This window comes from Curtobacterium sp. UNCCL17 (assembly GCF_000686685.1).
GTDB classification, from domain to species: domain Bacteria; phylum Actinomycetota; class Actinomycetes; order Actinomycetales; family Microbacteriaceae; genus Curtobacterium; species Curtobacterium flaccumfaciens.
The window spans coordinates 79,170-99,813 of record NZ_KK366001.1 but is presented as its reverse complement, the minus strand read 5'-3'; the positions used below and the strand labels follow the sequence as shown (position 1 = coordinate 99,813).

18 protein-coding genes are annotated in these 20,644 nt (G+C 71.9%); 11 read left to right on the top strand and 7 right to left on the bottom strand.

What is annotated here, in order from left to right; genetic code table 11:
- Position 1: 1 nt before the first annotated feature.
- The 8 genes from BR70_RS0110330 to BR70_RS23740 all read left to right on the top strand — a co-directional run bounded on the left by BR70_RS0110330 (position 2) and on the right by BR70_RS23740 (position 4,908).
- Positions 2 to 577, top strand: coding sequence for a DUF6286 domain-containing protein (locus tag BR70_RS0110330; RefSeq protein WP_027465998.1), 576 nt, complete (start codon positions 2 to 4; stop codon positions 575 to 577).
- On the top strand, positions 574 to 1,137 hold the full coding sequence (locus tag BR70_RS0110325; protein ID WP_027465997.1) for a hypothetical protein: 564 nt from the start codon (positions 574 to 576) through the stop codon (positions 1,135 to 1,137). The genes BR70_RS0110330 and BR70_RS0110325 overlap by 4 nt, the downstream gene beginning before the upstream one ends.
- Before the next feature lie 83 nt (positions 1,138 to 1,220).
- Positions 1,221 to 1,394, top strand: coding sequence for a CsbD family protein (locus BR70_RS0110320; RefSeq protein WP_027465996.1), 174 nt, complete (start codon positions 1,221 to 1,223; stop codon positions 1,392 to 1,394).
- A 79-nt stretch (positions 1,395 to 1,473) separates the two neighbouring features.
- Positions 1,474 to 2,277: an Asp23/Gls24 family envelope stress response protein gene (locus tag BR70_RS22335; RefSeq protein ID WP_051596821.1), complete on the top strand. Its 804-nt coding sequence runs from the start codon at positions 1,474 to 1,476 to the stop codon at positions 2,275 to 2,277.
- Positions 2,274 to 2,690, top strand: a complete 417-nt coding sequence (locus BR70_RS0110310; protein ID WP_027465995.1) for a hypothetical protein — start codon at positions 2,274 to 2,276, stop codon at positions 2,688 to 2,690. The genes BR70_RS22335 and BR70_RS0110310 overlap by 4 nt, the downstream gene beginning before the upstream one ends.
- A 119-nt stretch (positions 2,691 to 2,809) precedes the next feature.
- Positions 2,810 to 3,349 carry an RNA polymerase sigma factor gene (locus BR70_RS20465; protein ID WP_051596820.1) on the top strand — a complete coding sequence of 180 codons (540 nt, stop codon included), beginning with the start codon at positions 2,810 to 2,812 and terminating at the stop codon, positions 3,347 to 3,349.
- Positions 3,339 to 4,175: a hypothetical protein gene (locus tag BR70_RS0110300; protein WP_155896854.1), complete on the top strand. Its 837-nt coding sequence runs from the start codon at positions 3,339 to 3,341 to the stop codon at positions 4,173 to 4,175. Before BR70_RS20465 ends, BR70_RS0110300 begins: the two co-directional genes overlap by 11 nt.
- Before the next feature lie 79 nt (positions 4,176 to 4,254).
- Positions 4,255 to 4,908, top strand: a complete 654-nt coding sequence (locus BR70_RS23740) for a gamma-glutamylcyclotransferase family protein (protein WP_231495685.1) — start codon at positions 4,255 to 4,257, stop codon at positions 4,906 to 4,908.
- Here BR70_RS23740 and BR70_RS20460 read toward each other — a convergent pair.
- From BR70_RS20460 to BR70_RS0110280, 3 genes are all read right to left on the bottom strand, one after another.
- Complete coding sequence (locus BR70_RS20460) at positions 4,884 to 5,897, bottom strand: NAD-dependent epimerase/dehydratase family protein (RefSeq protein ID WP_035808742.1); 1,014 nt, start codon at positions 5,895 to 5,897, stop codon at positions 4,884 to 4,886. The genes BR70_RS23740 and BR70_RS20460 overlap by 25 nt on opposite strands.
- A gap of 133 nt (positions 5,898 to 6,030) precedes the next feature.
- The gene (locus BR70_RS0110285) at positions 6,031 to 8,736 is read right to left on the bottom strand and encodes an alpha/beta fold hydrolase (RefSeq protein ID WP_027465992.1); all 2,706 of its coding nucleotides are present in this window, start codon (positions 8,734 to 8,736) and stop codon (positions 6,031 to 6,033) included.
- A gap of 8 nt (positions 8,737 to 8,744) precedes the next feature.
- On the bottom strand, positions 8,745 to 9,818 hold the full coding sequence (locus BR70_RS0110280) for a 3-oxoacyl-ACP synthase III (protein ID WP_042537701.1): 1,074 nt from the start codon (positions 9,816 to 9,818) through the stop codon (positions 8,745 to 8,747).
- A gap of 141 nt (positions 9,819 to 9,959) precedes the next feature.
- Here BR70_RS0110280 and BR70_RS0110275 point away from each other — a divergent pair, with 141 nt between their 5' ends.
- The gene (locus BR70_RS0110275; RefSeq protein WP_027465991.1) at positions 9,960 to 15,623 is read left to right on the top strand and encodes an Ig-like domain-containing protein; all 5,664 of its coding nucleotides are present in this window, start codon (positions 9,960 to 9,962) and stop codon (positions 15,621 to 15,623) included.
- A 95-nt stretch (positions 15,624 to 15,718) separates the two neighbouring features.
- On the opposite strand, the gene BR70_RS0110270 is transcribed toward BR70_RS0110275, so the two are convergent.
- On the bottom strand, positions 15,719 to 16,912 hold the full coding sequence (locus BR70_RS0110270) for a RimK family alpha-L-glutamate ligase (protein WP_027465990.1): 1,194 nt from the start codon (positions 16,910 to 16,912) through the stop codon (positions 15,719 to 15,721).
- 87 nt (positions 16,913 to 16,999) lie between these two features.
- Here BR70_RS0110270 and BR70_RS0110265 point away from each other — a divergent pair, with 87 nt between their 5' ends.
- Positions 17,000 to 17,482 carry an ATP-dependent zinc protease family protein gene (locus BR70_RS0110265; RefSeq protein ID WP_027465989.1) on the top strand — a complete coding sequence of 161 codons (483 nt, stop codon included), beginning with the start codon at positions 17,000 to 17,002 and terminating at the stop codon, positions 17,480 to 17,482.
- Between the two features lie 118 nt (positions 17,483 to 17,600).
- Here BR70_RS0110265 and BR70_RS0110260 read toward each other — a convergent pair whose 3' ends face one another.
- Positions 17,601 to 18,494 carry an alpha/beta hydrolase gene (locus BR70_RS0110260; RefSeq protein WP_027465988.1) on the bottom strand — a complete coding sequence of 298 codons (894 nt, stop codon included), beginning with the start codon at positions 18,492 to 18,494 and terminating at the stop codon, positions 17,601 to 17,603.
- Positions 18,491 to 19,078 carry a TetR/AcrR family transcriptional regulator gene (locus BR70_RS20455; RefSeq protein ID WP_035808739.1) on the bottom strand — a complete coding sequence of 196 codons (588 nt, stop codon included), beginning with the start codon at positions 19,076 to 19,078 and terminating at the stop codon, positions 18,491 to 18,493. The genes BR70_RS0110260 and BR70_RS20455 overlap by 4 nt, the downstream gene beginning before the upstream one ends.
- 62 nt (positions 19,079 to 19,140) lie before the next feature.
- On the opposite strand from BR70_RS20455, the gene BR70_RS20450 reads away from it, so the two are divergent.
- Positions 19,141 to 20,343 (top strand): MFS transporter, encoded by a 1,203-nt coding sequence (locus tag BR70_RS20450; RefSeq protein ID WP_197019642.1) that lies wholly within the window; start codon positions 19,141 to 19,143, stop codon positions 20,341 to 20,343.
- Here BR70_RS20450 and BR70_RS0110245 read toward each other — a convergent pair.
- On the bottom strand, positions 20,249 to 20,593 hold the full coding sequence (locus BR70_RS0110245) for a YciI family protein (protein ID WP_027465987.1): 345 nt from the start codon (positions 20,591 to 20,593) through the stop codon (positions 20,249 to 20,251). The genes BR70_RS20450 and BR70_RS0110245 overlap by 95 nt on opposite strands.
- Between the last annotated feature and the right edge of the window lie 51 nt (positions 20,594 to 20,644).

Below are 20,644 nucleotides of genomic sequence, written 5' to 3'. Positions count from 1 at the left end.
CATGAGCAACGGTTCCGTCGAACGACGCATCCGTCGTCGGAGCGTGCACCGCTCCCGCTCCACAGCAGTGGCGGTGGCACTCGTGGTGCTCGCCCTGGTGGCCGCCTGGATCGGCACCGAGGCGGTGCTCAGCGCCATCGGACGCCCGCCGCTCGTCGCCGACCCCCAGACCGTGGTCGACACGGCGCTCCGTCCGGACGCCGCGTTCGTCACCATCGTCGAGGTCATCGCGGGTGTGCTCGTCGTCCTCGGCGTCGTGCTGGTCGTCCTGGCGCTCAAGCCCGGCCGCCAGCACCGATCGGTCGTCGAACACGAGCGCGGAGCGGTCGTCATCGACGCCCGCATCGTCGCCTCCACCGCGGCGAACGCTGCAGGCATGGCGGCCGGTGTCCCCGAGGGGAACGCCTCCGCCACCGCCCGTGGCCGTTCCACCGAGGTCCGGATCGTCCCCGTCACCGGTGTGCCGGTCGACGAGGCGAGCGTCCGTGCCGCCGTCGTGGAGCGTCTGAGCGGCCTCGACGAGCGATTCGGCCGACGCGTCCGCGTCCGGGTCGAGGAGAAGGGAACCCTCGCATGACCAAGAGCAACCGGACCCTCAACCGGATCATCCTGTTCGTCCTCGGCCTCGTCGCCGTGGTCGTCGGGATCGCGATGGGCGCGGGTGTGCTGCCCGCCGTCCAGGACGCCGTCAAGCCGTACGTCGACCTCCCCCGCAGCCTTGACGTGCCCGCGTCCGCGCTGTGGATCGTCGCCGGGGCCGCGGTCCTCGTGATCGTCCTGTCGCTCGTGTGGGTGTTCACCCGCGGTGGTGGCGGCACGTCCGTCGCCGTGCGGGAGCACTCGGGCGACGACGCCGTCACGATCAACGTCGCACTCGTCCGGGACGTCCTCGAGCACGAACTCGCGGGTGTCCGCGACGTGGTCGGCTCCCGTGTCGACACCTACCTCGTCCGCCGGCAGCGCGCCGCACGGATCCGTGTCGCGGTCCGCCGCGGCGGGGACGCCGTCACCGTGCTCGACGCCGTCGACCGAGCCGTCGCGGTCCTCGACCGCACCCTCGGCCGTCCGGTCCCGGTGCTCGTGCACCTGACCGGCGGTACCCGCTCCGCGCTCGCGAAGTCGACCCGCGTCCACTGACACCCGTCAGCCGGACGTACCCCGGGCCTCCCGGCCCACCACCACACCACCGGGCGCACCGCCCACTCACGAAAGGACCCGTCATGGGACTCGACGACAAGATCAAGAACGCCGCCCAGGACCTCGCCGGCAAGGCGAAGGAAGCCGTCGGCAACCTGACCAGCGACGACTCCAAGGTCGCCGAAGGCAAGAAGGACCAGGCCGCCGCGAGCGCGAAGCAGACCGGCGAGGACGTCAAGGACGTCTTCAAGAAGTAGGTCGCACGAACCGTGTCGGGGCACTCGCGCAGTCGGGTGCCCCGATGCGTTCCGGCGGAACCCGAACGAGGAGAGAACCATGCAGCACGACCCGAACGCGCACACGCAGGTCACCGAGGTGGCACTGCCCGCGGAGCTCACGGAGCCGTTGCCCGACGACGCGAGCACCGTCACGATCGTCGCCCGGACGGCAGCGGAGACCGCACTCGGCGTACCCGGCGTGCACCACCTCGGCGGGATCGCCGCCCGTGCAGCCGACCAGCTCCGCAAGCAGCTCGGCCGGAGCGCCGGCGCCGCCGGCGTGCAGGTCGACGAGGACGACGGCGCGCTCGGTGTGCAGGTCTCCATCGTCGTCAGCTACCCGGAGCCGGTGCTGCACGTCGCCGACGAGGTGCGGAAGCAGGTGACCGCCGCGACGCGGCAGCTGTCCGAGCTCCCGACGAGCGTGGACGTCCGCGTCCTCGACGTGCACGGTCCGTTCGACGACGAGCAGTCGCCGCTCGGCCGCGCGACCGAGGTCGCGACCGACGCCGTCGAGCAGGCTGCCGAGACCACGGCGGACGCGACCAAGCGTGCTGCCGCAGCGACCGCCGACGTGACGAAGCGCGCAGCGGACGCCACCGCCGATGCCTCGAAGCGCGCTGCCGACGCCACCGCCGAGACCACGAAGCGCGTCGTCGAGAGCGCCACCGACACCACCGAGGACGTGCGTGACGCCGCCGCCGAGTCGCTCGCACGGGCGTCGGAGCAGGCCGCCGACGCCGCGGCCGACGCAGCCGACGCCGCTGAGGACGCCGCATCCGCTGCCGCCGATTCCGCCGACGCGGCCGAGACCGCTGCGGCCGAGACCGACGCAGCACGGCACCGCCGAGAGCAGCCGTGACCACCGCCTGGTCCGGGAACCGCCGGGCGAAGCTCCGTCGCCCCCGGCCACGCGGCGTCTGGATCGCCTCGGGCATCGGCGTGGTCCTGGTCCTCGGCACCGCACTGGGGGCGTTCCTGCCCCTCGTCGGGTTCCTCGGCGGCGTCACGGCGACCACCTCGGGACTCGTGCCGTTCCCGTTCGTGCGGGTGGCACTGATCACGATCGCGGGGTCGTTGGTCGTCCTCGCGCTGCTCGTCCTCGCCTTCACCCGACGGCACACCGCGACCGCAGCCTCGGCCGTCGTGCTCGCCGTCCTCGTGGCCGTCGCCGTCACGATCGTCCCGGTCGTCCTCGTCGCCGTCGGGTCCGCCGACCGCGCCGGTGACGTCTGGCCGATCGTCGCCGACCTCTGGCAACGCTTCACCGGCTGACGCGCCGACACCGCTGACGCCTCCGGAGCATCACACATGGATCACGACACGGACGACTCGCGTCGTGATCCGTGTCAGGTTCGGCCTCTTCACGACATTGTCGTAGTGAAGGGAGCACCGTGGACAACACCGCAGAAGACGACGCCGGCCTCGCACGGCGCCTCGCCTCGGGGGACAGAGCAGCACTCGCGACGGCGTTCGACCGGTTCGCGCCGACGCTGACCCGCTACGCCTGGGCGATCGCGGGGAGCAAGCAGGACGTCGAAGAGCTGGTCCAGGACACGTTCCTGACGCTCTGGCAGCGAGCCGACGGCCTGCAGCTCCCGACCGGCACACTCCTGCCGTGGCTGCTGGTGGTGTGCCGCAACCACGCCAAGAACCTGGGACGGCGCAACCAGAAGCACGCCGGCGACGAGCTCCCCTTCGACCTCGCCGCCCCCGCTGACACCACCGAGGCATCCGAGCAGCTCCGCTGGGTCCGCGCCGAGATCGCCGCGCTGCCGGAGGCCGACCGCCGGATCTGCGAACTCTGCCTGCTACAGGGGTACTCCTACGCCGAAGCCGCACAACTGCTCGGCCTCAGCGTCGGGGCGGTCACCCAGCGGGTCTCCCGGTCCCGCCGACGACTCAGGAAGGCGGTGACGCACGATGAACACTGAGCCTCCCCAGGGAGACGACCTGCAGCGCATGCTCGTCTCGATGAAGCAGAACGTCCTCGAGCGTGCCACCCCTCGCCCGAAGCGACGAGGCCGCCGTGCAGGCATCGCGATCGGTGTCGTCGGGGTGCTGCTGCTCGGTGCTGCGGGCGGCGGGGTCGCGCTCGGCCTCATCCCGACGTCGATCACCACCGCCCCCGCCCCCACCGCGACGACGACACCCGAGCCGTCGCCGACCGAGACCTCGTCCGGGGCCCCGGTCGTGGGCGGCCCGACGCCCACGGCGAACCCGACCCCGACCCCGACGCCGACGTCGACCCGGGCGCCGTACTCGCTGTCGGACCCGGACACGTGGACGATCTCCGGCAGCGAGGTCGGGCCGATCGCGCTCGGCGGGGAGTACGCCGCCGAGACGGACGACCTGGACGGGATCTACACGCCCGCGCCCTGCCTCAACCCGAACGTCACCTTCTGGCGGTCGCAGGATTTCCCGGAACTGACGGTGGTCCGGGCGGACGACGGCACGGTGCAGAGTCTCGCCATCGGAACCGGCGCCCCGGACGCTCCGGGCAACGGCCCCACGACGGCGGCGGGGCTCGGGGTCGGCAGCACGCTCGCCGAGTTGCGGGCGGCGTACCCCGACCTCCACTACACGGAGCCGGGCAACGACGACGCCCAGCCGTCGGACTCGCCCTACGGCGGCTGGACGACGACGATCGACGGCGTGTACGTCAGCTTCCGGGGCCCGTCGCTCGGCTCCGGCGACCGGGCGGACTCGGTGTGGGTGAGCAAGGTCGATCAGTCGCCGCCGACGGAGTTCTGCGGGTGACGTCGCCGGACCGGAGGCGCGGATCACGCGAGCCGATCGGCTCGCGTGATCCGCGCCTCCGGTCCGCTACCCTCGCGACGTGAAGCGTCTCTCCCCCGGCCAGCGCTGGGTCATCGGTCTCGGCGCGTTCGCGCTCGTCTGCCTCGTCGTCGGCATCATCGCCATCGCCGTCGGGATCGGCAACGGCGCAGCCACCTGCGTCGACGCCGAGGACGACGGGTTGCAGTACGCGTGCCCCGGTGACACCAGCAGCATCCTGTGGGGCAGCGTCCTCGCCGTCGTCGGGCTGCTCCACCTCGGACTCGCCGGGCTCGCGGGTGCACTCGTCTGGACCTCGACACCGACGATCGCTCCGAAGCCGGTCCGACGACCCGAGCACCTGCCCGGCCAGACCCATCGGGTGTTCTCCTACGGCACGCTCCAGCAGCCCCTCGTGCAGGAGTCACTGTTCGGCGAGCACGTCCCGACCACCCCGGACTCCCTGCCCGGCTGGCGGCTCGACCGGGTGACGATCACCGACCCGGACGTCATCCGGACGAGCGGCTCGGACCAGCACCCGATCCTGCGCCGCGGTGCTCCTGACGACGTCGTCGAAGGGGTGGCCCTGGCTCTCGGGTACGAGTGGCAGCTCCGCGCGGTCGACGGGTACGAGGTCGCCGACTACCAGCGCGTGCGGGTCACACTCGCCTCGGGTCGGACGGCCTGGGTCTACGTCGCCGCCGACGAAGCCTGAACCACTGCCGCTGCCCCTGCCTCTGTCGCCGCCGCCAGTCGCTCGAGTCCCTCGTCGATCGACACCGACGGGGTCCACCCGAGCTCCTGCCGGGTCCGCCGCTGGTCGAACCAGTGCGCGGTCGACAGCTGCTCGGCCAGGAACCGGGTCATCGGCGGTTCGTCCTCGCCCGGTCGGACGCGCCAGACGGCCTCGACCACGGACCCCGCTGCCCGGGCGACAGCAGCCGGCACGTGCCACTGCGGGGGCCGGACGCCGGACGCCGTGCAGATGCCGGCGAGCAGATCGGCGACGGGTCGGGGCTCACCGTTCGTGACCACGTAGGCGTTGCCGTGCACACCGTCGTCCGTGATGCGTTCGAGTGCCGCGACCATGGCCGTCGCGGCGTTGTCGACGTAGAGCGTGTCGATGAGCGCAGCGCCGGAGTCGAGCAGCGGGAGCCGTCCGGCTCGGGCCCGCTCGACGATCCGTCCGACGAGCTGCGTGTCCCCCGGACCCCACACCAGGTGCGGCCGGACGGCCACGACGGCGAAGTCCGGGGCGTCGGCACCGAGTGCCAGCAGCTCCGCCGCGGCCTTGGTGCGGGCGTAGTCACCACGCGCACGGGACGGTTCGGCCGGACCGGCGTCGGCCCCGACGAGCGACGAACCGGTGTGCGCGACCGACGGCGACGACACGAAGACGAAGCGCCCGACGCCGGCGGCACGGGCGGCCCCCAGCAGTGAGCGGGTTCCCTCGACGTTGACCCGGGCGAAGTCGGCCGGGTCGCCGGCGAGCGACACCTTCGCGGCCAGGTGCACGACCGCCTCGACCCCGTCGACCGCGCAGGCGATCGCAGCGTCGTCCGTCATCGTCCCGGCGACGTCCTGCACGCCCGACACCCCGGAGGGACGGCGCTGGAAGGTCCGGACCTCGTACCCGGCGTCCCGCACGGCTGCGGCGGTGGCCTGCCCGAGGAACCCGCTGGCCCCGGTGACCAGGACCTTCACGGGCGCACCTTCCGGCCGCCGTCTCGAACCGCGGCGGGTCGGAGATTCGTGCTCACCGACACCTCACGCACCCGACGGCCCGTGAGGTGTCGCTGAGCGCGCGAGAACGCGCCGAACGCGCCGAACGCGCCGCTCACGGGCGCACCATCCGGCCGCCGGACAGCACCGAGCCGGCCCAGCGGGACAGCCGGGTGCGGTCGACCTTGGAGTTGTGCCGGATGTCCGTCGGCAGCACGGGCACGACGAGCACCGCCGCGAGTGGCACTCCGGCGGCGGCACGGACCGCTGCGGCGAGCGACGGCGACGCCAGCCCGGGCCGGCGCACGGCAGGGTCGGTCTCGACGACGGCCACCACCTGCTGGGTGCCGATCGGCCCGATGCCCGCGACCCCGGCACGTCCGACACCGTCGACGCCCTCCATCCGCTGCTCCGGCCCCACCGGCGTGACGACCCCGTCCGGGGTGGTCAGCACGTGCTGCAGCCGGCCCTCGACCCAGATCCGTCCCGCGCCGTCCAGGTGCCCGACGTCCCCGGTGCGGTGCCCGCGCGGGTCGTCGACGCCGAGGCGCGAGACCCGGTCGGTGCGCCAGAGCCGGTCGTAGTGGTCGCGCACGTGTGGTGCCGCGACGACGATCTCGCCGGTGATCCCGGGCTCGTCCGTCAGGGCTCCGGTCGAGCGCCCGGAACCGTCGAGCGGTGCGATGCGGACGCGGACGTTCGCTGCCGGCACCCCGACGCAGATCCCCTCGTCACCGGACCGGCCGGCGGCACGGACCCCGTCCAGGTCGACGTCCGTCATGAGGAGCCCCTCGGTCATGCCGTAGGGGGTGTGGGCGCTGGCGTTCGGCATCAGCTCGGTCGCCGCGGTGAGCAGCGCAGCCGAGACGGGAGCCCCGGCCGACAGGAACAGCCGCACGCCCCGCAGCGCCTGGCGGTCGGCGTCGGTGAGTTCCGACGCGGTCGCGACGACGTTCGCCAGGGCCGCCGGCGACAGGAACACCACGGTGGCGTCAGCCGCGGCGACCGAGGCCGCGACCGCCTTCGCCGTCAGGGTGCGCGGCGCGGTGACGTCCATGTCGGGCGCGACCGACCGTGCCCCGAGGGCCGGGCCGAGCAGCGCGAACGGTGCGAACCCGGCGACGAGGCCGGTGCCGACACCGACGTCGTACTGGGTGGCCAGGGCGTCCCGGACGGCACTGAGCTGGCCGTGCGTGTACACGACGCCCTTCGCCGGCCCGGTCGATCCCGAGGTGAAGAGCACGGCCGCGGGCGCGTCCGGCGACGGGGCCGTCGGCAGCGCGGTGCCGTGCGCGAGACGGCGGGCTCCGCGGCGGGCGACGTCGACGAGCGTGTGCTCCACCCGCAGCGCCTTCCGGGCCGGCGCGGGCAACGAGACCGTCGCGATGCGTCGCCCCGGCCAGCCGAGGGCACGCGCGGCACCGAGCCCGGGCAGCGCGCCGATGATCCAGTCCGGTCGGGCTCCGCGGACGGCCCGGGTCAGGCCGCCGAGTCCGAGTCCGGCGTCCGCGACGACGACGACCGCCCCGATCCGCACGCAGGCGTACAGGACGGCGGTCAGGTCGGCACCGGGGGTCACCAGGAGCGAGACACGGTCGCCGCTCCGGACGCCCAGGTCGTCGAGTCCTGCGGCGATCTCGTCGACCCGTCGGGCGAGCAGCCGCCACGTGATCGTGCGGGGGCCACCGGCGGCGGCCATCTCGACCAGCGCGGGTTCGTCGCTCTCGCGCAGTTCGTCGAGCCGCGCCCAGAGCGGCGGGGTCGCCTGTGCGGACTGGCCCGGGTCCACGGCGTCGGGCTGGAGGCCCGTGGGGGCCTGGGCGGGACGGCCACGGTCCGGCAGGCGGTCACCGAGCCAGTCGAACACCGCGCCCGCCACGTCGGCGTCATCCGGCAGCAGGTGCCCGGCGCCCTCGAACCGGTGGACGTCGGCGTGCGGCGCGCGTTCGGTCAGGTCGTCCAGGTAGCGCTCGAGGAACACCGGGTCGCGCGGACCCCAGAGCAGGAGCACCGGCACGTCGAGCGCGGCGACCCCGGCGGCGATGCGGTCGAGTTCGGGTGCGCTCCGGTGCCGGGCGTCGACGGGGATGTCCGCGACGAACCCGCCGATGCCACCGCGTCGGGCGGCACCGCGGTAGGGCGCCCGGTAGCCGTCGGCGACGGCCCGCTCGAGCTTCGGGTGCGCGATGGCCAGGGTGGTCTCGAGGAACGCCGGGGTCACGACCGTAGCGCGGCCGAGCACCCCCGGACCGAGGGCGAGCCGCAACGGTGCGGGGATCGGGGCGTCGTCGGGCTGGTGCACGGCGGTGTTGCACGTCATCGCGGCGGCCAGGACGTCCGGGTGGTCGACCGCCCAACCGAGCGACACCACACCGCCCCAGTCGTGGCCGAGGGTGACGACCGGTCCGGTCAGCCCGAGTTCGTCGGTCAGGGCTCCGAGGTCCGCGACGCGCTGCGCCAGTCCGCGCTCGACGCCGGTGCGCTCCGAGAAGCCCATGTCGAGCTGGTCGACCGCGACCACACGCCAGGCCGGGCCGCCGGCCTGCGCGACCTCGAGCGAGGTGCGGAGCACCGACCGCCACAGGTACGACCACGTCGGGTTGCCGTGCACGCAGAGGATTGTGCCGACCGGTTCCACGCCGAGCGCGGCCAGAGACCCAGCCGTGTCGAGGAGGTGCCAGGTGCGCGCGGCGCGATCCGTGCCTCCCGTCCGATCTCCGGCCCACGCGGGGACCGTGACCAGACGCGACCAGGCCGGGTCGAGGCCGGGCAGGGAGGGCGGCTGCGTCGCAGGAGCCGTGCTCGCGGCGACGCGGGGCAGCCGGGACCTCACCAGTGGAGTTCCATCATCGCCGTGTTGATGCCGGAACCGACGCCGCCCAGGAACACGCGGTCACCGCGACGGATGCCGCCGGAAGCGACCTCGTCGGCCAGGGTAATCGGGATCGACGCGGGGCCGACGTTGCCGAACCGCTGGTACGTGGTGGGGACCTTGTCGCGCGGGATGCCGATCGCCTCGACGAAGGCGTTGGTGTGCACGTCGGAGACCTGGTGCAGCACGTAGCGGTCCATGTCGGCCCAGTCGAAGTGGGCTCGTGCCTCGGTCCAGGCGGCGACGACGAGCTCCATGCCGCCCTTGAGCAGCATCTTCGCGTCCGTGAACATGCCGTCGACGCTGCCGACGCACAGGTCGTACCACTGGGTCGCCGCGCGGGTGACGCCGCCGACGATCCGGTGGCCTTCGGGGTGCAGGTCCGCCGGGCCGAGCACGGCCGCCGCGGCACCGGACCCGAGGGTCAGGCTGGCGAACTCGCTCATGAAGTCCTTGCGGTTCCGGCCGCCCTGGTTCAGACGGTCGATGGTGTTGAGCTGCACCTGGTCGGCGTCCTCGCCGTCGACGACGAGCGCGTACTTGATCTGCCCGGAGTCGATCATGCCCGCGGCGACGCTCATGGCGTTGACGAACCCCAGGCAGGCGTTCGCGATGTCGAAGTTGATGGCGGACGACGGCAGCCCGAGGCCGTGGTGCAGGCGGACGGCCACCGACGGTTCGAGGTGCGGGCGCGTCACCGAGGTGTTGATGAGCAGCCCGATCTCGTCCGGGCGGACACCGGCTTCGGCCATGGCACGACGGCCGGCGTCGATCGCAGCGTCCTGGAAGGTCTGACCCTCGCCCCAGTTGCGACGCTCGATGACCCCGGCGACGCGTTCGAGCAGCCCCATCGGCAGACGCAGCCGACGGAGGACCCCGCGGAGCTTGGCCTCGATGTCGGCCGAGGTCGTCACACGCTCCGCAGTGGTGGTCGCAACGGAGAGCAGCGAGACGTTCCGGTGCTTCGCCGTGGCGTTGCCGGGCTGCTCCGGTTCACTGCTCGATGCCTGGTCGACCGGCCGTTCCGTCATGATCGTCACCGACACATACTTCCGCATCTGGCCTGTGTGCGCGATCCGGATGCGCTGGACGGCCCTGAATCCGGGCAATGCATTGCATGTGAAATACATATTGCATACGATGGCTACCGACCCCTTCGATCGGAGCCCCGAATGCCCCCGCTCAGCAAGTCCACCTCTGCCGCAGCCCTCCTGCTGGCCTTCGCGCCGTTGGCGGTGCCGGACATGGCCGCCGCGACGACCGTCACGACGGCACCCGCGCCGACCGAGGAGCGAGCCGACGAGTCCGTGGAGCCGGAGGCGCCGGGCGAGGGCGAGGCACCTGTCGACAATGGTTCGCCCGTCGAACCCGAGGCCCCCGCGGACACCGCGCCCCCGGTCGACGCCGACCCCGCCACGGAGCCGGAGCCGGCCCCGGCGCCGAGCACCGCGCCCGCCCCGACCCCCACGCCCGAGGCACAGCCCACGACCGACGAGGTCACGCCGAACGAGACGCCGATCAACGTCTACGTCATCGGCGACCAGGACACGACCGGCCAGCCGGGACAGCGGTTTGAGACGTCGATCTTCAACGTCAAGAACGCGAGTGGCTTCACGATCCCGAGCCGCTCGCTCGACTTCCACTGGACCATCACCGGCCCCGCGACCTTCACACGCGGACGACCGCCGTTCAGCGTGGCGAACTCGGGCACGGCGAACGTCGCGAACTGCACGTTCACGTCTCCCACGCAGACCGACTGCCTCGGAGCGAATCCCCAGCCGCTCAACACCGGTGGAGCGAACTTCAACCACATCCGGGTGCCGATCACCGTCGACGCTTCGGCGCTGCCGGGCGACGTCGTCACGGTGCACGGCTCGTTCGCCCCGAACGCCGCCACCAACTACGTCAACACGAACGAGCAGACGACATCAACGTGGAAGGTCACCATCCCGCTGACCTCCGCCGTCATCGACGAGCCGACCGCAGCAGTCGGACCGAAGCCGACCATCACCGGCCAGGGCGTCCCCGGCGGCACCGTCGACGTCACCGTCGGTGACCGGGCTCCGGTGAACGTCCCCGTCGGCGACGACGGCACCTGGTCGCTCCCCGTCACAGAGGCGCTGTCAGACGGGTCGGTCACCGTCACCGCCGTGCAGCACCGCAACGGCTTCACCGCCGAACCCACCACGGCGACCCTCGACGTCGACGCCACCGCCCCCGACGTCCCGATCGTCGACGACCCCGGCACCCTCGCCGACCCGACCGGACCCATCACGGGGACCGCCGAGCCGGGCTCCATCGTCATCGTCCGTGACGAGGCCGGCAACGAACTCGGCCGCGACCGCGCGAACGAGGACGGTGACTTCTCCGTCCGTCTCGACGCACCGCTGCCCGAGGGCGCGACCGACCTCGTGGTCGTCGCCGCCGACGCGGTCGGCAACGAGTCCGGCCCGGCGACCGCGACCGCTGTCGTCCCGGACACCACCGCGCCCGATGCTCCGATCGTCGAGCGCCAGGACCTCGCGACCCCGACCGGTCCGGTGGTCGGCACCGCCGAGCGCGGCTCCATCGTCATCATCCGTGACCAGGACGGCAACGAGATCGGCCGGGGCGAAGCGAACGACGACGGCGACTTCTCGGTCGATCTGGACGAGCCGCTGACCGAGGGCGACCACGGCCTGGAGGTCGTCGCACAGGACGACGCCGGCAACGAGTCGGCTCCCTCGCCCGTGACCGTCACCGCGCCCGACGTCACCGCACCCGATGCGCCGATCAGCACGACCCCCGAGTTCCTCGCCGACGGCACCGGCCCCTTCACCGGGTCGGCCGAACCCGGTTCGACGGTGATCGTGCGTGACGCCGACGGCAACGAACTCGGCCGTGCCGAGGCCCGCGACGACGGGCAGTTCACCATCGTGCTCGACGAGCCGCTCGACGACGGCGCGCACGACCTCGAGCTCGTCGCGCAGGACGAGGCCGGCAACGTCTCGTCCCCGACGCCGGTCACGGTGGACGTGGACGACGACGCTCCGAACGCACCGATCGTCTCCGGTCCGACCGACCTGGCTGACGGCAAGGGCCCGATCACCGGGACCGCCGAGCCGGGCTCCACGGTCATCGTCCGTGACGAGGACGGCAACCAGATCGGCCGCGGTGAGGCCAACGACGACGGCGACTTCTCCATCGAGTTGGACGAGCCCCTCAACGACGGCGAGCACAACCTCGAACTGATCGCACAGGACGACGCCGGCAACATCTCGACCCCCACCCCGATCACCGTCGATGTCGACACCGAAGCACCCGACGCACCCGTCGTCACCAGCCCGTCCGACCTGAGCGACGGCAAGGGACCGATCACGGGTACCGCGGAGCCGGGCTCGATCGTGATCATCCGCGACGAGGAGGGCAACGAGCTCGGCCGCGGTGAGGCCAACGACGACGGCGACTTCTCCATCGAGCTGGACGAACCGCTGACCGACGGCGAGCACAAGCTCGAACTCGTCGCCCAGGACAAGGCCGGCAACACCTCGGAGGAAACGAAGACCACGGTCGACGTCGACACCGAAGCACCCACGGCACCGGTCGTCACCAGCCCCAGCGACCTCGACAACGGCAAGGGCCCCATCACCGGGACCGCCGAACCCGGCTCGACCGTGATCATCCGCGACGAGGACGGCAACGAACTCGGCCGCGGCGAAGCCAACGACGACGGCGACTTCTCGATCGAGCTCGACGAGCCCCTCGACGACGGCGAGCACAAGCTCGAGCTGATCGCCCAGGACGACGCCGGCAACAACTCCGAGGAGACGAAGACCACCGTCGACGTCGACACGAAGGCACCGACCGCACCGGTCGTCACCAGCCCGTCCGACCTGAGCGACGGCAAGGGCCCCATCACAGGGACCGCCGAGCCTGGCTCCACCGTGATCATCCGCGATGAAGACGGCAACGAGATCGGCCGCGGCGAAGCCAACGACGACGGCGACTTCTCCATCGTCCTCGACGAACCCCTCGACGACGGCGAGCACAAGCTCGAACTCATCGCTGCAGACAAGGCCGGCAACGAATCTGGCCCGACCGACACGACGGTCGACGTCGACACCGAAGCCCCCACGACCCCGGTCGTCACCAGCCCCAGCGACCTTGCTGACGGGACCGGCCCCATCAGTGGAACCGCCGAGCCTGGCTCCACCGTGATCATCCGCGATGAAGACGGCAACGAGATCGGCCGCGGCGAAGCCAACGACGACGGCGACTTCTCCATCGAGCTCGATGAGCCCCTTGATGACGGCGAGCACAAGCTCGAACTGGTCGCGCAGGACAAGGCCGGTAATACCTCCGAAGAGACGAAGACCACGGTCGACGTCGACACCGAAGCACCCACGGCACCGGTCGTCACCAGCCCGTCCGACCTCACCGATGGCAAGGGACCCATCACCGGCACCGCCGAGCCGGGATCCACCGTGATCATCCGCGACGAGGACGGCAACGAGATCGGGCGTGGCGAAGCCAACGACGACGGCGACTTCTCCATCGAGCTGGACGAGCCCCTCGACGACGGCGAGCACAAGCTGGAACTCGTCGCCCAGGACGACGCCGGCAACGAGTCCAACCCGACCGACACCACGGTCGACGTCGACACCGAAGCACCCACGGCACCGGTCGTCACCAGCCCGTCCGACCTCGCTGACGGCAAGGGCCCCATCACGGGGACCGCTGAGCCTGGTGCCACGGTGATCATCCGTGACGAGGACGGCAACGAGATCGGGCGTGGTGAGGCCAACGACGACGGCGACTTCTCCATCGCCCTCGACGAACCGCTCACCGACGGCGACCACAAGCTCGAACTGGTCGCGCAGGACAAGGCCGGCAACGCCTCCGAGAAGACGAATACCACGGTCGACGTCGACACCGAAGCACCCACGGCACCGGTCGTCACCAGCCCGTCCGACCTCGCCGATGGCAAGGGACCCATCACGGGGACCGCTGAGCCTGGTGCCACGGTGATCATCCGTGACGAGGACGGCAACGAGATCGGGCGTGGTGAGGCCAACGACGACGTCGACTTCTCCATCGCCCTCGACGAACCGCTCACCGACGGCGACCACAAGCTCGAACTGGTCGCGCAGGACAAGGCCGGCAACAGCTCCGAAGAGACGAAGACCACCGTCGACGTCGACACGAAGGCCCCGACCGCACCCGTCGTGACCAGCCCCTCTGACCTCGCTGACGGCAAGGGCCCGATCACCGGAACCGCGGAGCCCGGCTCGACGGTCATCATCCGCGACGAGGACGGCAACGAGATCGGGCGTGGTGAGGCCAACGACGACGGCGACTTCTCGATCGAACTCGACGAGCCACTCAATGACGGCGAGCACAAACTCGGACTCGTCGCCGAAGACAAGGCCGGCAACGAGTCCAACCCGACCGACACCACGGTCGACGTCGACACCAAGGCACCGACCGCGCCCGTCGTCACCAGCCCGTCCGACCTCGCTGACGGCAAGGGCCCGATCACCGGAACCGCGGAGCCCGGCTCGACCGTGATCATCCGCGACGAGGACGGCAGCGAACTCGGCCGCGGCGAAGCCAACGACGACGGCGACTTCTCCATCGAACTCGATGAGCCCCTCGACGACGGCGAGCACAAGCTCGAACTGATCGCCCAGGACGACGCCGGCAACAACTCCGAAGAGACGAAGACCACCGTCGACGTCGACACGAAGGCACCGGCCGCACCGGTCGTGACCAGCCCCTCTGACCTCGCTGCCGGTGAGGGCCCCATCACCGGCACCGCCGAGCCGGGATCCACCGTGATCATCCGCGATGAAGACGGCAACGAACTCGGCCGCGGCGAAGCCAACGACGACGGCGACTTCAGCATCGAGCTGGACGAACCGCTGACCGATGGCGAGCACAAGCTGGAACTCGTCGCCCAGGACGACGCCGGCAACGCCTCCGAGGAGACGAAGACCACCGTCGACGTCGACACGAAGGCACCGACCGCACCCGTCGTCACCAGCCCGTCCGACCTCACCGACGGCAAGGGCCCCATCACCGGCACCGCCGAGCCCGGCTCCACGGTCATCATCCGCGACGAGGACGGCAACGAACTCGGCCGCGGCGAAGCCAATGACGACGGCGACTTCTCCATCGAACTCGACGAACCCCTCGACGACGGCGAGCACAAGCTCGAGCTGATCGCCCAGGACGACGCCGGCAACGAGTCCAACCCGACCGACACCACGGTCGACGTCGACACCGAGGCCCCGGCGGCACCCGTCCTCGAGGCGTTCGACGACATCGTCGACGGCACCGGCATCGTCCGGGGCTCCGCCGAGCCCGGCTCGACGGTCGTCATCCGCGACGCCGACGGCCGCGAGATCGGCCGTGGGACAGCGGACTCCAACGGGCGGTTCGCCTTCCGGACGACGGTTCCCCTGGAGCCGGGAGCGCACCTGCTGTCGGTCGTCGCCGTGGACCGCTTCGGTCACGTCTCACCGGGCTCGAGCATGCTCGTCACGCTCGTCCCCGAGAGCGAAGGCGATGACGATGGCGATGCCGAGAACGACCACGGGGCCGGAACGGGAATCGCGTTCCCGGTGATCGTGACCCCGGGCACGGGCACGCAGCTCGGCACGACCGACGATCGCACCGCACCCGCTCCGGAGACCGACGGAGCCAGCCCCACCGGCGCCGCCACCACCAACCGTGAGCTCGCCTTCACCGGCGTCGAGCTCGGCGGCTGGCTCGCCGCCGCGCTGACCGCGCTCGGGCTCGGCGCCGTCCTGCGCCTGCTCGCGCGCCGACGCCAAGGCGACGTGCGCGGCGACTGAGCCCCGGACTGCGGACTGGAGGCCCGGATCACGTACCCGACGAGGGGACGCGATCCGGGCCTCCCGGCTGTCACGGCGCTGCAGCGCCCGAGCGCTCAGCCCTCGGTCTGCAACGGCTCCTTCGGCAGCTTCCGCACCTTCGCGCGCCGCTTGCGGCGCTCCGGGATCATCGACCGCATCTCCTCGAGCTTGCCGAAGCAGAGCAGGCGGTCCCCCGGCTCGAGGGCGACGCCACTGCGCGGGTTCGGGATGACGTTCGAGCCGCGGTGCAGCGTGAGGACCGTGATGTCACGGTCCCAGAGCCCGGACTCCTTGATCGTCTTGCCGACCAGGTCGGCGTTGGTGTGCACGAGGAGCTCGGCGACGCCGTAGCCGGTCGAGACGGACAGCCGCTGGCGGACGTCGATCTCGGGGAACGCGACCTGGTTCGCGATGAAGTCGACGATCGCACCGGCGATGTCGAGGCCGGTGGCGCGCTCGACGCCCTCGAGTCCTGGCGAGGAGTTGACCTCCATCACGAGCGGCCCGTCGTTGCCCTCGAGCATGTCGACGCCGGCGACCTTGAGGCCCATGATCTGCGCCGACCGCACGGCCACGGCCTCGTACTCGGGCGAGAGCGTGACCTTCTCGACGGTGCCGCCGCGGTGCACGTTGGAGCGGAACTCGTCGCCCGAAGCGGTCCGGCGCATCGCCGCCACGACCCGGTCACCGACGACGAGGGCCCGGATGTCACGACCGCGGCTCTCCGCGATGAACCGCTGGATCAGGACGTTCTGCTTGGTGGAGTGCAGCGTCTCGACGATCGACTCGGCCACCTTCGCCTCGGGTGCAAGGATCACACCGATGCCCTGCGTGCCCTCGAGGAGCTTGATGACGACGGGCGCGCCACCGACCCGTTCGATCGCCCCGCGCACGTCGTTGCGGCCGGCCACGAAGGTCGTCGCCGGCATGCCGATGTCGTGCCGCGACAGGATCTGGTTCGCCCGGAGCTTGTCGCGCGAGTTCGTGATGCCGTTCGCCGTGTTCGGCGTGTAGACGTCCATCTGCTCGAACTGCCGCACCACGGCGGTGCCGTAGTAGGTGATCGAGTTGCCGATGCGCGGCAGCACGGCGTCGTAGTCGCTCAGCAGCTTGCCGCGGTAGAGCAGGTCCGGGTCGTCGCCGGACAGGTCGATCGCGAAGCGCAGGGTGTTGAGCACCTTGACCTCGTGACCGCGGTCGAGTGCCGCTGCGCGGAGGCGCTGGGTCGAGTACGCCTGGGGCGCGCGCGACAGGATGGCGAGTTTCATCGAGGGGTTCTCCGCTGGGTCGGATCGACGGCGACGCTCCATCAAAGCATGCGGACGTGGCCACGGAGCATGCGACAGGATGGGCACATGGCCCGAGCTCCGAAGTCCTCCGACAGCGGGCTCGTCGTCGCCGGGTGGCGGGAGTGGGCGGGACTGCCGGACCTCGGCGTGCCGTGGATCAAGGTGAAGCTCGACACCGGCGCACGGAGCTCCGCGTTGCACGCCTTCGACCTCGAGGAACTGCCCGGCGAGCGGGTCCGGTTCTCGCTGCACCCCTGGCAGGACACCGATGCCGACGCCTCGACCATCGAGTGCGACGTGCACGACCGCCGCATCGTCCGCAGCTCGACCGGGCACACCCAGGAGCGCATCGTCGTCCGCACGCGGATCGCGTTGGCCGGGCAGGTCGTCGAGTCCGAGGTCACCTTGAGCAACCGGGACCAGATGGGGTTCCGGATGCTCGTCGGTCGCGAGGCGCTCCGGCAGGGCTTCCTCGTCGATCCTGCACGGTCCTTCATGGCCGGGCGGGCTCCGAAGGAGATCCGGCGCCGCAACCGCGGTCGCGCCTGAGCGCGCCTGGTCACGCGGCACGGGCCGTCGCGGTGACCGGCCGACGGCCTGGAGGCGCGGTGCGGGGCCGCCACGGGCCTCCCGTCCGCCTCGACGCGCGGCCAGGGCGCGGGCCCGGTCAGTGACCGAGGTGGCGGCCGAGGAAGGCGAGCTGCTGCGGCGCCAGGCGGCGCCAGTAGCCGTGCGTGTGGGCGCCGGGTGCGAAGCCGCCGGCCGGAGGCGTGTCGAAGCCGTCGACGTAGGTGTGCACCGCCGGCGCGAACCCGTCACCGTTGCCGCAGTCGACGCGGATGGCGACACCGTCCAGGGCGCGCTGCCGCCCGAGCACGGTGTTCGCGCGGAAGTCCGCGGCATCGTCGAAGGCGCCGCGGGCGGTGTCGTCGGCCGACTTCCAGAGCGCGGGGCTGATGGCCGAGACGGCCCGGACGCGCGAGGCGCCGAGGACTCCGCCGAGCCGGAGGGCGCCGAAGCCACCCATCGAGTAGCCGGTCAGGGCGAGGCGGTCCGTGTCGAAGCCGCGGCGGGCGATCAGGGGCAGGAACTCGTCGACGACCATCGCGGCGGGGTCGTCCCCGTCGGCTCGTGGGTGCCAGTAGCGGTTGCCGCCGTCGATCGAGGCGATCGCGAACGGTGCTCCTCCGTCGGCGACGTGCGCCGCGAGGAACCGGTCGTAGCCCAGGCTCCGCCCGAAGAACGAGGTGTGGTCGTCGCCGTAGCCGTGCAGGGCAATCGCCACGGGCAAGGGGGTGTCGGATGCCGGGGCCGCGATCGTCCACCCGACGGTGCGGCCGTTCCGAGCGGTCGAGACGAAGGTGCCGGAGGCGGTGGGGACCGCCTCGACGTCGGGGACCGTGCCGTCGGTGCCGTCCAGACCGAGGACCCGGTACAGGGTCGAGCGTCCGGGCAGCAGGCCGAGGTTGATCCCCTCGGCCACGGCTCCCGCGGCGACGACGCCCGTGCCACCGATCAGCAGGGAGCGGCGGGTGATCGTGGCAGCACGCGATCGGGTCATGGGGTGGGCGCCGTTCCGTCTGGGGTGTGTTCCCGGATGAGGGACGCGGCGACGGACCGTGCCGTCGTCGTGTCGAGCGCGGGGTCGCGCAACCGCATCGCAAGGTAACCGGAGACGATGAGCAGCAGCTGGTCGGCGAGGACCTCGGCACCGGGACCGACCACCGGCACCGCCCGTGCCACGAGCCGCCGGCGCAGGGTGGTGGTCTCGAGGTCCAGGACCTGCCGGACCTCGGCGGGGGCGTCGGCGTACTCGGCGGCGGTGCCGAGGAAGGCGCACCAGCGGGAGCCCGTGGGCGTCGAGCGGTAGTCGTCGAGGGCGTCGAACACCGCCAGGAGTCGGCCCAGGTCGTCCCGTTCGGCGGCGACCGCACGGTCCCAGGTGGCGATCCAGTCCTCGTGGCGACGGGTGAGGGCCGCGGCGACCAGGGACTCCTTGCTCGCGTAGCCGCGGTACAGGGTGGCCGTCGAGACCCCGGCCCGTTCGAGGACCGCGTCGATCGGGGTGGCGGCGATGCCCTGTGAGAAGAAGAGCTGCTCGGCGGCGTCGAGCAGCCGTTGCTCGGTCCCTGGGCGCATCACCATGAGAGCACCCTAGGCTCTGAAAAGTGAAACGATCGTTTTCGTTACGACATCGACTGCTCCTGGTGAGCGGACTCGGCCTGATCGCCGCCACCTACGGCCTGGTGCGCCTGGCGTACGGGCTGTTCCTGCCCGACGTGCAGCGGGACCTGGGGCTCCGGGCAGACGCCGCCGGGTGGGTCTCGTCGGGCGCCTCGGCGCTGTACTGCGTCGGTGCGGTGGCCGGGTTCCTGCTCGCCGCACGGATGCCCCGCGTGCTCGTCTCGGTCGCGACCCTGGTGGCGGGGGCCGGTGCGATCGCCATGGCGACGGCCGGCGGGTCGCCGGCGTTCGGTGTCAGCGCCGTGGTCGCGTCGGCGGGCGCCGGACTCGCATCACCCGCCCTCGTGCGGATCGTCGCGGCGCAGGTGCCCCAGGGGCTGCAGGGCCGCGCGCAGGCGATCGTGAACGCCGGCACCGGCCCCGGGCTCGTGGGCGCCGGCGTGCTCGCACTCGTGCTGCTGCCCGACTGGCGGACGGCCTGGGCGGCGTCCGGGGTGTTCACCCTGGCCGTCGGAGCCCTGCTGCTCGTGGCGTCCAACGGCGGGGCTGCCGCGTCCCGGTCGCCACTGCCCGGTGCTCCGTGGTTCGCGGCACACAGAGGGGTCCTCGTGCTGGCGCTGCTGTTCGGGGCCGGGTCCGCCGTCGTCTGGACCTACGGACGTTCGGCGCTGGTGGAGGCCGGCGCGTCGGTCGTCGTCTCGGTGTCGGCCTGGATCGCGCTCGGGATCGGCGGAGCGGCCGTCGTGGTCACCGCTCGTTGGACGAACGGACTGCGCGCCCGGACGCTCTGGGCGGTCACGGCGGGGTCGGTCGCCGTCGCCGTCGTGGTGCTGGGGGCAGCGCCGCAGTCGACGGTCGCGGCACTGCTGGCGTGTGCCGTGTTCGGCTGGGGCTACACGGCGGCGACCGGGGCGCTGATCGCGTGGACGACCGAGATCGATGCCGAGCGGTCGTCGGCGGGCACGTCGATGCTGTTCGTCGCACTCGTGCTCGGGCAGGCCGTCGGTGCGGCGGCTGCCGGAGCGCTCGTCGGTGCGACCGGGTTCGTCGCGACGTTCGCGGTCGGGGCGGTCGTGACCGCGGCGAGCGCCGTCCCCGCGGTGCTCCGTCGGCCGGGTGGGGTCCGTGCCGTCAGAGCAGCGGGCGGAGCTCGATCTTCCGGTTGCACGCCTGCGACGCCTGGTGCGCCACCCGGGCCGCCGTCTCGGCGTCCGGGAGGTCCATGACCCAGAACCCGGCGACGTACTCGTCGGGGTCGGGCCGGTTCGTCGTGTCGGCCGTCGTGTCGGCCGTGCCTTCGCGGGCGTCGACCACGGTGGCGTCGGCCGGTGCGGAGACCCCGGCGGCGAACACGATCGCGTCGGCCATCCGTTCGTTGAAGGCATCGACCGCGGCGGCTTCGGCGTCGGTCGCGGAGTACGTGTTGCCGACGGCGGCGGCCTGACCGTCGTCGATGACGTTGACGAGGAACTGCATGGCGTCTCCCCTGCTCGTTGGCGGCAGGCTACTCCTGGTCGAGCGCACCCA